13 protein-coding genes are annotated in these 12527 nt (G+C 44.0%); 3 read left to right on the top strand and 10 right to left on the bottom strand.

Annotation, left to right across the window (positions count from 1 at the left end):
• Positions 1-57: 57 nt before the first annotated feature.
• From IAE45_RS09865 to IAE45_RS09910, 10 genes are all read right to left on the bottom strand, one after another.
• Entirely contained in the window at positions 58-1638 is a 1581-nt protein-coding gene (locus IAE45_RS09865) for an ABC transporter substrate-binding protein (protein WP_081116608.1), read from the bottom strand.
• A 51-nt stretch (positions 1639-1689) separates the two neighbouring features.
• Entirely contained in the window at positions 1690-2520 is an 831-nt protein-coding gene (locus IAE45_RS09870; RefSeq protein ID WP_002307592.1) for a MetQ/NlpA family ABC transporter substrate-binding protein, read from the bottom strand.
• Positions 2521-2776: 256 nt separating this feature from the next.
• Positions 2777-3871, bottom strand: a complete 1095-nt coding sequence (locus IAE45_RS09875; RefSeq protein ID WP_015509328.1) for an aminotransferase class I/II-fold pyridoxal phosphate-dependent enzyme — start codon at positions 3869-3871, stop codon at positions 2777-2779.
• The gene (locus tag IAE45_RS09880) at positions 3861-5060 is read right to left on the bottom strand and encodes a MalY/PatB family protein (protein WP_200126325.1); all 1200 of its coding nucleotides are present in this window, start codon (positions 5058-5060) and stop codon (positions 3861-3863) included. Before IAE45_RS09880 ends, IAE45_RS09875 begins: the two co-directional genes overlap by 11 nt.
• On the bottom strand, positions 5050-6018 hold the full coding sequence (locus IAE45_RS09885; RefSeq protein WP_010747802.1) for a homoserine O-succinyltransferase: 969 nt from the start codon (positions 6016-6018) through the stop codon (positions 5050-5052). The genes IAE45_RS09880 and IAE45_RS09885 overlap by 11 nt, the downstream gene beginning before the upstream one ends.
• A gap of 399 nt (positions 6019-6417) precedes the next feature.
• Positions 6418-7188 carry a C39 family peptidase gene (locus IAE45_RS09890; protein ID WP_015509325.1) on the bottom strand — a complete coding sequence of 257 codons (771 nt, stop codon included), beginning with the start codon at positions 7186-7188 and terminating at the stop codon, positions 6418-6420.
• 138 nt (positions 7189-7326) lie between these two features.
• Positions 7327-7938, bottom strand: a complete 612-nt coding sequence (locus IAE45_RS09895) for a hypothetical protein (RefSeq protein ID WP_005225537.1) — start codon at positions 7936-7938, stop codon at positions 7327-7329.
• A gap of 117 nt (positions 7939-8055) precedes the next feature.
• Entirely contained in the window at positions 8056-8943 is an 888-nt protein-coding gene (gene rsmA / locus IAE45_RS09900) for a 16S rRNA (adenine(1518)-N(6)/adenine(1519)-N(6))-dimethyltransferase RsmA (RefSeq protein WP_005225536.1), read from the bottom strand.
• Positions 8940-9512, bottom strand: coding sequence for a ribonuclease M5 (gene rnmV, locus IAE45_RS09905; RefSeq protein ID WP_118214878.1), 573 nt, complete (start codon positions 9510-9512; stop codon positions 8940-8942). Before rnmV ends, rsmA begins: the two co-directional genes overlap by 4 nt.
• A complete protein-coding gene (locus tag IAE45_RS09910) occupies positions 9505-10275 on the bottom strand; it encodes a TatD family hydrolase (RefSeq protein ID WP_074932156.1) in 771 nt (256 codons plus the stop codon). Before IAE45_RS09910 ends, rnmV begins: the two co-directional genes overlap by 8 nt.
• Before the next feature lie 185 nt (positions 10276-10460).
• Between IAE45_RS09910 and IAE45_RS09915 the strand changes: the two genes are divergently transcribed.
• From IAE45_RS09915 to IAE45_RS09925, 3 genes are all read left to right on the top strand, one after another.
• Positions 10461-11177, top strand: a complete 717-nt coding sequence (locus IAE45_RS09915; RefSeq protein WP_200126326.1) for a hypothetical protein — start codon at positions 10461-10463, stop codon at positions 11175-11177.
• 173 nt (positions 11178-11350) lie between these two features.
• Positions 11351-12211: a metallophosphoesterase gene (locus tag IAE45_RS09920; protein WP_200126328.1), complete on the top strand. Its 861-nt coding sequence runs from the start codon at positions 11351-11353 to the stop codon at positions 12209-12211.
• A 134-nt stretch (positions 12212-12345) separates the two neighbouring features.
• A complete protein-coding gene (locus tag IAE45_RS09925; protein WP_010747796.1) occupies positions 12346-12519 on the top strand; it encodes a hypothetical protein in 174 nt (57 codons plus the stop codon).
• Positions 12520-12527: the final 8 nt, after the last annotated feature.

Raw genomic sequence — 12527 nt, forward strand, 5'->3', positions numbered from 1 at the left:
TTTTTCATAGAAAAAAGCTGTGATAAAAAAGATTCCTCTTTATCACAGCCAATGGATTTACTTGATTGTCAATTTAGACATATCTTCGAATGTATAGATTGGGATCAAGCCTGCATCTTCTACATTACCAATTCGGTTATTGACCGCTAAGATTTTCTTGTTGTCAACGATTGGGTAAATGATCGCCTCGTCAGCAATGGCTTTTTGCAGATCATCGTACAATGCTTCACGCTTGTCTGTGTCCAATTCAACTGCTGCTTGCGCAAACAAATTGTCAATGGTTTCGCTATTGCTTTGGAAGTAGTTGGCACTGCCGCCAGTTTCGAATAAACTGCCGTATAAGTCAGGGTCATTCCCCATGATATACCCGCCAAGGAACAGGTTGTATTTCGTTGAATCAGGTTTTTTCAACTCAGTGAAGATCGCAGTACCATCGCCCCCTTCAAGGGTAACTGTAATGCCTGCTTGTTGCAATTGTTGTTGGATCAACGTAGCTTGGATCGTTTGAGCTGGGTCAGTTGAGTTGAACGCCAAGTTCAATGACAAATCAGTGACACCTGCTTCTTGTAAAAGCTCTTTTGCTTTTTCAGCATTTGTTTCATATTTCTCGACATCTTCGGTGACGTATGGATTGTTCGGTGGTAAGAATGAATACGGTGTTGCATAATAGTCTTCATCTAAATACGCTGCTTGATTTAATTCATCTTTGTTCAAAGCATACAAGACTGCTTGACGGACCTTCACATCTTGTAATGCATCTGAATGAGTATTTAAGCCTAAGTATCCGATGCGGTTTTCTGTATAGGGATAAACAGAAATTTGCGTATCATCTAAGTCTTCGATATCTGAAGGCAAAACAACGGCTGCGTCAACTTCCCCTTTTTGCAAAGCAACTTTGGCCGTATCAGTACTTTCAATGATCCGCAAGGTCACGTTTTGAATCGAAGGCTTGCCGCCATAATAGTTTTCATTGGCTTCAAAAGTAAAGTACTCACCACGTTTGTATTCTTTCAATTGATATGGACCCGTACCAACTGGTTTTTCAGGCAGTTCACTGACCGAAAAGTCGCTAACATCTTTAAAGATGTGCTCTGGAATGATGTATGTTTCGGTTGCGATATTGCTGATTGCTGCTGCACTCGGTGTTGGCAACACAAATTTCACGGTGTATTCATCCACTTTTTCGATCGCGATCGGCTGGTCGTCGACCCAAAGCGAATCGGCATTCCCGTTTTCTTTTTTGACTTTTTGTTCATACGTGAAAACAACGTCATCGGCAGTAAAATCTTCGCCATCTGACCATTTGACATCTTGTTTCAAATGCACGGTCAATGAAAGGCCGTCTTCCGCCGGTTCCACTGATTCTGCTAACGCATTTTGTGTTGTTCCATCTGCTTCCACTGTAACGAGTGGAGAATAGATCATGTTTGTCACTGTCAAGCCCCAGCGATCACTGGTGTTGATCGGGTTGGTGGACGATGGGTCCCCGCTGATGGCATAAGTGAATGTTGCATCATCGCCAGCACCAGCTGCACTACTGGTTGCCGTTTCCTCTGTATTTGATCCACCGCAGGCTGCTAGAACGAATCCTAGTCCGACGACGGCAACACTTGCTAAACCTTTTTTCCAATTGATCATTTTTCCATCCTACTTCCTGTTCCTATATAATTATAGTAGATTTTTTGCTTTTTATTCCCAAACAGGGATACTTGATTTCTTGGTAACTTCGTCAATAATTGCTTTTACTTCATCGGTCTGGTAATACGCTACGACCGTTTGGTACACATCATTTTCTGCTTCGTCTGCTCGCGCAGCAATGACATTATAATAGGGCGTGGAGGAGTCAGCCACAGGTTCTAAGAAAATCGCATCTTCTGTAGGAACCAAACCAGCATCGACTGCCATGCCGTTGTTGATCAAAGAGATGTCGACATCGGTCATTGCCCGAGCCGTTTGATTGGAATCAAGCAGCTCAAATTTCAAGGCTTTGGGATTCTCAGTGACATCACTGGTTGTTGGCAGTAACCCTTTTGATTCATCCAAAGTGATCAAACCGGCCGTTTGTAAGAGTAATAGTGCGCGGCTTTCATTTGACACATCATTGGGTAAAGCCACCGTAGCACCATCTGCCAATTCGCTGACATCAGTGATTTTATCGGAATAAATACCAAGTGGGTTTAATGTCGTATACGCAATCGTCGTGTTGGAATAACCACTTTCTTCGTTGACATTATCCATAAAAATTTCCGTCAATGCTGCGTGAAGATCGATTGACCCATCCTCTAGTGCGACGATTGGTTGGCGATAATCGGTGAACTTCACCAGTTGCAAGTCGATATTTTCGTTTTCCTTCAATTCTTCCTGCACATGTTCCCAGGCTTCATTTTGTTCGCCAACGACACCTAATTTGACGACGGTCGTTTCTTCATCCGCTTGGTTGGTGCCACAGGCAGCCAAGCTAAACAAGGCAAGCAGCCCAATCACTCCTGTCGTCAACACATTTACTACATTTCTTTTCATTCCTTTTTTCCCCTTTTGTTCCCTCCTCAGATCAATCGTCCTATTTCCTTGTCGAATGGCCCAACTAGACCAATTTCCCCTCTGCTTCTCAAAACAACCTACTTTTTCAAAGGAGAAATGGTTAATCCCTGTTGCCGTCAACCGAAAACATCGGACTCACTATTCATATGTAGTGTAACTTTATCCTATACAACTAAAACTGTCAATAAAATTACTCTACAAAAGTAAGTTTTTCACTAGCTGATCTGTAGTTGGGTTATTTGAATATCTTCAGTGCATTTTCTAAGTCATCGATCAAATCTTTACTGCTTTCGATCCCAATGGAGATCCGTAAAAGATCCGGCGTCAATCCATAAGATTCTCGTACCTCTTGAGGAATATCTGCGTGGGTCTGTGTCGTTGGATACGTGATGAGACTTTCCACACCACCCAGGCTTTCCGCAAAGGTAAAGACCTTTAATGCCGCTAAGAAGCCGCTGATTTTGGTTTCATCAAGCACCCGAATACTGATCATCGCCCCTGCATTTGGGTACAGCACCTCTTTGATCGCCGGATGGGCTCGTAAAAAGCGGCCAACTTCCTTGGCGTTGGCTTCTTGCCGTTCAAAGCGCAACGGCAGCGTCTTTAAACTTCGGATGAATAACCACGTATCAAAGCTGCTCAAGGTCGGGCCTGAAGTATTGGCTAAATAATTCAAGCGCTCCCCTACTTGCGCATCTTTGGCGATGACGACGCCAGCCAAAATATCATTGTGACCTGATAAGAACTTGGTGCCTGAATGGATCACTAGATCCGCGCCTTCTTCTAAGGGCAACTGCCGTAACGGCGTCAAAAAGGTATTATCTACGATCAGTAGCGCCCCATGGTCGTGAGCAAGTTTGGCGGTTTCAGCAATATCCGTCACGGTCATCAAAGGATTCGTTGGGGTCTCTAAAAAGACAGCCGTTACCTCGTCAGTTAGTTTTTCACTTAATTCTGTTACAGTGCTGAAGGTATCGAAGAATGCCCGTTGGCTTTTTTCCAATTCCGCAAAATAGCGAAAGCTACCGCCATACAAATCACGAGAAACCAAAAAGCGACTCCCGCTGGTAAATAAGTCAAAAATCAAAGCGATCGCACTCATGCCAGAGCTGGTCACTACTGCCCGAGCTCCTTTTTCTAATTCAGCAAGACCTGCTTCTAAGATATCACGGGTCGGGTTTTTGGTACGGGTATAATCATAGCCTGTACTTTGCCCTAACGCAGGATGAGCAAAGGTCGTGGAAAGATAGATCGGTGGGCTGATCGCCCCAGTTTGCTGATCCGAATGATTGCCTAATTGTGCCAGAAAAGTTGCTGTATCAATCGTCATGTCGTTCCTCCTTTTTGATTGCCTCGATCATGCGATCAAGGGCTTCTTGAATGATCGTCGGTGTTGTCGCAAGATTCAGACGAATCAAGCCCTGACCGTCTTGTGAAAACCATTCCCCATAGTCGACTGCCAGACCGGCAGTATCTTGGATCACGTGCTTGGTTCGTTCTTTGGCAATGACTTGCCGCAGATCGACCCAGAGAAGATAGGTTCCTTCTAATGGCAGGAGCTCAATTTTGGGAAATGCTTCTTGCAGTTGCTGGCGGACCATTTGTTCATTGGCAGCAATCACCAAAAGCAGGTTCGCTAGCCATTGATCCCCCGATTCATACGCGGCTTTCGCAGCCACCAATCCCAAACGATTGACTTCCGTCTGCTTGTATTGTCGACACCAAGCCTGATAGGCTCTGCGCATCTCTAAATCAGGAATCCAAACATGAGAGAGCAATAATCCTGCTAAGTTGAAGGTTTTTGAGGGCGAATCCAGAACGATCAGCTTCTCAAAGCCGACCCCCTGTGCCACTGTCACGGCTGAAACAAATTGCTGCTCACCGAGTATCAGCTCACAATGGATCTCGTCGGCGATCACGACAACCTCATGTTTTTGGCAAATGGCCAATAACTGATGCAGTTCTTTCTCTTGCCAGACCCGCCCTACTGGATTGTGGGGGGAGCAGAGAATAAATAGTTTCACTTTTCCTTCAATGATTTTGCCTTCAAAAGCAGCAAAATCGATTTGATAAGAATTCCCCACCTTTTGTAAGGGTGCTTCTATCAAGCGCCTTTTCGTCTCTTTGATGCTGTCAAAAAAGGGATAATAGACGGGCGGCTGGATCAAGATGCCATCGTCTGGTTCTGTGAAACAATGAAGCAAATCAACCAAAGATTGGACGACCCCTGTGGAAAACGAGAGCCATTTTTCTTCGAATTTCGTCCCCCAGTGGCGATCTTGCCAAGCTTGATAGGCTAAAAAATAGCCTGAGGGGGGAATCGCATAGCCAAAGGTTCCTTGAACAACCAGTTGCTGCAAGGCTTCTTCCACTGCCTTTGGCGCAGCAAAATCCATATCAGCTACCCATAAAGGCAAAAGCTTTTCTCCTTGGAACCGTTGATCCACAAAATCCCATTTTAAAGAATCAGTGCCTTTTCGCTGTCTAGCATAGTGGGAGAGAAAATGCTCAATCGTCATTGATACTCACCCGACCTTCTGGCTCACTGCCAATTCGGTAACCTTCTTTCGTCGGCGTGACGGACAGGTCATAAGGCGTTCGCAAATAGGTTTCATTGATCCAATTGCTGAAAAACAAAGAGGCATGTCCCCGCCAACGGTTGGTAATCTTTCCGCCTAAACGGTCATAGGCAAAGTAATTTTTAGGCAATGCGGTAGCTAAGCCCCGTTCCATGTCTCGCAAGTACTCTTCATTCAAGGTCGTTGTGTGGTATTCAAAATGCCCTAGCAAGAAGGCATTTTTATGATCTTCTGATACGAAGATGGAAGGCCCTGTTTCAACACCCGCTGCCAAGATTTCTAAAGGCGCTTGGGCGAGCTGGCCTTCATCGATGCCAGTATAGCGCGAATGGGGCGTATAAAAGACGTCGTCAAATCCGCGAACGAGCGGATGAAAATGCGTGACTGCTTGTTCGAAGACACCGAACAATTTGCTTGGGTACAACACTTTGTCGATACCATAATGGTAATAAAGACCAGCTTGTGCCCCCCAACAAATATGCAGGACTGAAGTGCAATTCGTCTGGCTCCAATCCATGATCTCTTGCAGTTCTTGCCAATAATCAATGGCTTCAAAGGCCATTTTTTCAACAGGGGCACCAGTGATGATCAAGCCGTCGAATCGTTGGGACTGGATCACTGAGAATTCTTGATAAAACTTTTCCATGTGATCGACAGACGTGTTTTTACTTTCGTGGTACTTCATTTTCAGTAAAGTTACTTCAATTTGCAGCGGACTTTGGGAAAGCAGGCGCAGCAATTGATTTTCTGTGGCGATCTTTTTCGGCATTAAATTGACGATTGCGATCTTCAAGGGACGAATCTCTTGTTTCGCCGCTTTATGCTGCAGTAAGGCAAAGACATTTTCTTTTTGCAGGACCGCTGCAGCGGGTAGTTCTTTGGGAATAATGATCGGCATTGCTTCAACTCCTTACAGATAAATTTCTTGTTGAAAAGAAGGCGAATAGTTTCGGCTGTGAGAAACAAAAAAAGCCGCCCTTTTATCCTTACGGATAAAAGGGACGACTTGATGCGCGTTACCACCCTAATTCGTGCTATTCTCACAAATAACACCTCAACAGTACACTATGATACTTGGCGCTGTAACGGGCGCATGCCGTTTTGCTGGCGTGAACCAACAAAAAAACTCAGAGCTCATCTTCACTGATCACCGCATGTCTCCTTTTTCACCAACCGGAGTCTCTGTACCTTTGTTGATCTGCTACTCTTCTCTTCAACGTTATCGATTTCTTTGTTTAATTTTAAAAAATTATAATTGTTTTTTCATTTACTGTCAACGGCAAGTTAGGGGTTTTTCTTAGATTTCTTCTAAATATAAGTATTGCTGACCCATTTTCTCATAGATCGCTGCTAAGTCTTCTTTGCTGACTTCACGATCCTTATGTCCATAAGGGTCGTTGACATACATCGTATCACCATCGATGCCTGTGATCACCACCGAATGGATCAATGCCGTCACAAGGATTTCGCCATTTTGGGTATTCCATTGAAAGAAATCCGCATCGGTAGGTACTTGTAATTCTAACGTCGCAATCATCCAAACTGGTTTCCCAGATTGTAGTACTTTGACGATCTCATCAAAGCTTTTGTCTCGTCCACTAACAACTTCGTATTGCTCTTTTACAATCCTTTCGGCGACATCGGTGATCGGTTCTACGTCAACCCCCATCGCGCTATCGCCGCCATAGATGTTTCCAACAAAGCCTTCTCGTGGATCTCCATGGTGATAATAATCCTCATAAAGCGGGACATACGCTAATTCTTCCGCCAATTGATTTTTATTGGTATCAAATCCGTAAAAATTCAAGAGCATCGATAAAGCCGTTACCTCACAGCCGTTCCCTAACGCCACTTCATCGAATTGATTTTCTAACGGAACATCCAATTGAATAACCTCACTGTATTCAGGCTCTGGTGTTTGTTCTTCATCCGAAAGTGCTAGTGTCAATTCATCCTCTATCTTTTCAAAGGGGGACTGCCCGTTCTTACTGTCATAAAAAATCAGCAGAAAGAAGAGCATCAAGACGAACATACCTAAAAGTAACCGTTTTAACTTTTTCTTCTTCATCTACTTCCTCCTCTTGTATATTATAACTTATTTCTGTTTATTATTTCACTATAATAAACTTTTTAGGAAGGAGTATTTTCTTAATCTAAACACAAAAAAATAGACCCGTTTAGGCAGCGGGTCTATTCAAACTGGCGCTTATGCCGCTTTCTTCTGTTTCTGAATAAAGCGTCCTTTTGCTTTCGAAAACGAACGAATATCAAATTGTTTGCTTAAGGCACCTGCAACAAAATAAGCCAAATTGAAATCGATCAAGCTATGGATCAAACCGCCGATCCCCATCAAAACGAACAAGAAATAGTAGAAATTACCATCGAATGCGGTCCCTGGTACATTTCCTGTGAAGTAAAAGGCGGCAACGACTGCCATTTCTACGGCAGAATGGATCAGTCCGATAATCAAGTTAAAGCTCTGAAATTTGATATTCAATAAAGAGGGTTTGCCATTTTTTAGTAAAATATCTGGGTGCTTCTGTAAATAAAAGGCACCGATGACGGCAAAAACAACATGGGACAATGCCCGTAAAGCAATGATTGGTGGCAGTGTTAAGAAAAAGCCAAAGGTCGTTCCTAAAGCTACCGCGATCGCCATCGCAGGTGAAAAGAACATCGCCACAAAGACGGGCACATGGCTAGCTAAGGTAAAAGATGCTGGTCCGATGACGATTTTGGGCATTACCATGGGAATGACGATCCCCATGCCGATCAACAATGCAGCGATCGTTAAATGGCGGATGGAATGATTTTTCATTTATACTCTCTCCTTCAATGTGTCATGACAGTTCTGTCTTGCTTATTCTACTGGTATTTCCACGAGGTGTCAAGACACAAAAAACGAATGTTTATTCAACATCCGTTTTTATTGAAGTTATCCTTTACGCGCTTGCATTTCATTGCTTAATTTGGCAAATTCCGCTAACGACAGCGTTTCTCCACGTCGTTTCGGATCGATCCCACTTGCTTCTAAGCTGTCTGCCAACCACTGTTTGGTTGTTTCATCTTTTCCATAGCTATTTTGCAAATTGTTCCAAAGGGTTTTACGACGCAGCTGAAAGGCTGCTTTCGTTAATTTGAAAAACTCTTTTTCATCGGTGACTGCGACTGCTGGTTGTGATCGACGCGTCAATTTCAAAATAGCCGAATCAACATTCGGTTGGGGCACAAAAACGGTTTTCGGGACGATGAATGCCAGTTTTGCTTCCATGTAGTATTGCACAGCGATCGACAACGAGCCATAGGCTTTAGTCCCGGGAACTGCTGAGATTCGATCTGCCACTTCTTTTTGCATCATCACGACCATTTCATCTACTTTTACCTGAGACTCTAAAAAGTGCATCATAATTGGCGTAGTGATGTAGTAAGGCAAATTTGCGACAACTTTTAATGAAGCAGCCGTATCGCTGAATGCTGACTGAATGGTCGTTGCCAGATCTGCTTGCAAGACATCTTGATGAATGATTTTCACATTTTGATATGGCTGCATTGTGTCGGCTAACACTGGGATCAACCGATCATCAATTTCAAACGCCAACACTTGCTTGGCATGTTTTGCCAACTGTTCGGTCAGCGCACCGATTCCAGGACCAACCTCAATGACGTTTGTCGTCTCGTCGATGCCTGCAGTTTCTACGATTTTCCGTAAAATATTCGGTTCTGTTAAGAAGTTTTGCCCTAAACTTTTTTTAAAGGTAAAGCCATGTTTCGCTAAAATCTCTTTGGTTCTTGAGGGGGTTGCTATATCCCGTTCTTCTTTCACAATTCTTCCTCCACTATTTTCATTGCTTCTGCCAACTCTGCATCGGTGATACGAAACATTGCCAGCCGCTTCTCTAATTGTTTGCCGTTCGTATAGCCGATGCGTAAAAGATCCCCCAACCGCTCTCGTTTCTCTTTCGCTCCAGCCCCTGCGATCAAGCCATACGCTAACAACTGTTGCCGATCAATGGTCCCTTCACTGACTTCATTTGAAGCAATCGGGGTTACGACTTTTCGCAAGGCTTCTTTCAACGCTTCATGGCTGGCGTGTTCCACACCTAAACTGCCCTTGCTTTTCGGTGCTGCCTGACTGCGCGGTAAAAAGGCATGCTTGGCATCAGGAACGACTTCCATAATGATTTTGCGGATCTTTTCTCCCGAAAAATCGGGATCGGTAAACACGATGACCCCTCGTGTCTCTTGGGCGTGCTCGATTTGATCAAGGATCGTGTCATCGATCGCCGAACCGATCGTCTCGATGGTATCTACATCGAACACTTCTTGCAACCGACGGGTGTCGTCTTTGCCTTCGACGACAATGATTTCTTCGATTTTCGGTTTATTAGTCATTGATCCTAAACAAGCGATGGGCATTTTTTGTCGTGTAGGCCGCAACATCAGCCACCGCTTCTTGCCGCAGCTCCGCGATTTTATCCACTACATAATGAGTATAGCCCGGTTCATTACGCTTGCCACGATAAGGAACAGGGGCTAAATACGGCGCGTCAGTCTCAACGAGTAGCCGATCTTGTGGCACGACTTGCGCAGCTTCTTGTACCTCCGTCGCCTTTTTGAAGGTCACGACACCACTAAAGGAAATATACATTCCTAGGTCCAAGAACTTTTTCGCCCATTCGCCGTCCCCACTAAAGCTGTGCATGATGCCGCCGATCGTTTGGACTTTTTCATCCTTTAAAATCGCATAGGTATCTTCTAAGGCTTCACGGGTATGAATACTGATAGGCAGCTGATGTTCACGGGCGATCGCCATTTGCCGACGAAAGACCTTTTCTTGAACTTCCTTCGGATCTTCCATCCAGTGATAGTCTAAACCGATTTCACCTAGGGCAACGACTTTTGGTCGTTCCAAGCGCTCTTGCAAATAGGTTTCCACTTGTGGGGTATAAGAACCAGCTTCGGTTGGATGCCAACCGATAATACTGTAAATGCCAGGATATTCTTTGCTTAATGCTAACGATTTTTCAATCGTTGGCTGATCGAAACCGACGACCGCCATCTCCGTTACTCCTAGTTCTTGCGCACGGGCGACCGTTTCGGGAATGTCTTCGTTAAACTGTTCTGCATTCAAATGTGTATGAGAATCAAAAATCATGAAATCTCCTCCTTAGTCCTTCTATACTCTAGCATATTTTGACGGTTTAAGAAACGAATCCTCTTCGCTTTTTTCAGCAGTTTAAGAAAACTTTCAGCAAGCAAAAAAAATCCGCCCAAAGTTGGAGGACGCCGAAGCTGATTTTCTCTATACTGAGGGTAACGAAATCGTATGGAGGTGGAAATATGGAACGATCAAAAATTGATCCCGGCCGCTTTTTTTCTGGCCAAAAAGCAGCCACGAAAGGCACGTTAAAACATCAATATCATTACTATCGGCAGCAAAATGCCCATCAAGCATTCAACAGCGATTTTCAGCGAAATTTCCAGCATGATTTCCCGAATTTTGCTAACTGGCTAAAATTGCAGCAACAGACACCACAAAAGAATCAAACAGCGACTTTTTCTCACTGGTTATTGGTTGGTTTCTTCGGACTTTTGACAGCAGCAAGTTTTTCGCAACAGCTCTTATTCCTACTTTTTGTCTTTGTCTTAGCCGCTCTCGTCAAAGGACCTGGCATGATCGTATGGGGCATCGTGTATTCCTTCTTAGTTAGTCTGTTCCCGCCATTGGGTATCGTTCTTTCTGGCTTATTTTTCTTACTGACCCTGCGTCAATTAACCAAAAATGTCACTTTCGTTTTGACTGCATTGTACTTTTACGGCTATCCGTTTGTCATCACAGCCCTCCAACACTTTACGAATTGGGACCCGCAATGGCTGTGGGTCGGCAGTATCGGTTTTGCCTTGATCAGTGGCCATTTTGTCTTAAAGCAAAACTATCCCTTTGCTTCAAGTAAAAGTCTCGCATGGGCGATCATCTCCGTCCCTTATGATTGTGTCATGGCTTTGATCCCCGTCAAACACAAAGCACGCTTCAAACGTTTGGTGAAAAGCAAATAATTGCGATCTAGGATACAAAAGTCGGCTATTACAGCCCCTTTTGTATCTTTTTTTCATGGAAGAAACAAACGAAATACGATGGATATTTTTTGTTATTTTTGCTTTCGCATGATTGCTTTTTTTGTAAGAATCTACTATGCTAGAAACTAGCAAATCAAAAAAGGAGCCACGCCATGTACACCCTCATTCTTATTGCATTCCTCCTTACGGGCTTGCTAGTTTACTCCTTTATTATTGAACCGCATCTTCTCAAACAACGGCACTACCTCATAAAAAAAGACAAGCGCACCGTCTTAGATATTTCAAAGGCTTACGATCTTTATCAAGCAGAAAACAATCTCGTGATCGCCCATATCAGCGACCTTCATTTTTCTCGTTGGTACAAACCACGGCGAATGAATCGCATCATTCGATCAACGATCCAAAACAAGCCGGATCTGATCATCATCACGGGGGATCTGATCGATAATTATAAAAAATGGCCGCATCGTTCAACCAAGCGACTGATCGAAAAGCTGAAAAAATTGCAAGCGCCTCTGGGTAAGATCGCAGTTATGGGGAACCATGACCATTTGAATGACGGGCATTACTTTGTTAAGGAAATATACCAGCATGCAGGGTTTACCTTACTTGATAATGAGTCGGTTTTTGGTTCTGATGACAAGACGTCGATGAATATTGTCGGTATCGATATAGAAAGTCCGAAAGTCAGTTTTACCTATGAAGCAACCTTAGCAGAATGGCAGCTGCTTTTGCTCCATGAACCCGATTATGTTGCTCGGATCACCAATCTGCCAAACTACGACTTGATTCTTTCTGGCCATAGCCATGGCGGGCAGATTCGCTTGCCTTTTTATTATGCGAAAACAAAGGGCGCGTTGAAATATACCGATGGGCTCTACCTTTTAGGCAATGAGACCTTATTAAGTGTTTCCAGCGGGGTTGGTATGACCAAGATTCCCGCCCGACTCGGTGTCCCACCTGAGATCCTTTATTACCATTTAGAACCGCAACAGCAATTGAACGTTTCTTAACTGTTCATCGGTGCAATTGGGAAAAAATCAGCGACTCGTTTCAGCAAACGTTCGATTCGCTGATTTTCTTTTTGCGCCTACCGTGTTAAAATATACTAAATAAACACTTTTCAACAATTAGGAGGAACCAAAAAATGCTCATCTCGGGAACGCTTTGGTTTTTGATCGCCTTCTTCGCTTATACAGCCTATGTATACGGTCAGGGGTTGTACTTTCCTGTCATCGCTTTTCTTGCTGCTTTGATGGGCTGCGGATTTTATCTCTTTGCTTTTCTCCAGCACAAAAATACGACGAAAAAACATCCTTAGCCAGAACG

Origin of the sequence: Enterococcus sp. S53 (assembly GCF_016516865.1) — a bacterium.
Classification (GTDB): Bacteria; Bacillota; Bacilli; order Lactobacillales; family Enterococcaceae; genus Enterococcus_D; species Enterococcus_D innesii.

Coding starts and splice junctions, on each gene's coding strand:
- IAE45_RS09880 (WP_200126325.1), bottom strand. CDS start 5,060: ATGACGATTGAGCATTTTCTCTCCCACTATGCTAGACAGCGAAAAGGC.
- IAE45_RS09915 (WP_200126326.1), top strand. CDS start 10,461: ATGGAACGATCAAAAATTGATCCCGGCCGCTTTTTTTCTGGCCAAAAA.
- rnmV (WP_118214878.1), bottom strand. CDS start 9,512: ATGACTAATAAACCGAAAATCGAAGAAATCATTGTCGTCGAAGGCAAA.
- IAE45_RS09895 (WP_005225537.1), bottom strand. CDS start 7,938: ATGAAAAATCATTCCATCCGCCATTTAACGATCGCTGCATTGTTGATC.
- IAE45_RS09910 (WP_074932156.1), bottom strand. CDS start 10,275: ATGATTTTTGATTCTCATACACATTTGAATGCAGAACAGTTTAACGAA.
- IAE45_RS09885 (WP_010747802.1), bottom strand. CDS start 6,018: ATGCCGATCATTATTCCCAAAGAACTACCCGCTGCAGCGGTCCTGCAA.
- IAE45_RS09865 (WP_081116608.1), bottom strand. CDS start 1,638: ATGATCAATTGGAAAAAAGGTTTAGCAAGTGTTGCCGTCGTCGGACTA.
- IAE45_RS09920 (WP_200126328.1), top strand. CDS start 11,351: ATGTACACCCTCATTCTTATTGCATTCCTCCTTACGGGCTTGCTAGTT.
- IAE45_RS09875 (WP_015509328.1), bottom strand. CDS start 3,871: ATGACGATTGATACAGCAACTTTTCTGGCACAATTAGGCAATCATTCG.
- IAE45_RS09870 (WP_002307592.1), bottom strand. CDS start 2,520: ATGAAAAGAAATGTAGTAAATGTGTTGACGACAGGAGTGATTGGGCTG.
- IAE45_RS09890 (WP_015509325.1), bottom strand. CDS start 7,188: ATGAAGAAGAAAAAGTTAAAACGGTTACTTTTAGGTATGTTCGTCTTG.
- IAE45_RS09925 (WP_010747796.1), top strand. CDS start 12,346: ATGCTCATCTCGGGAACGCTTTGGTTTTTGATCGCCTTCTTCGCTTAT.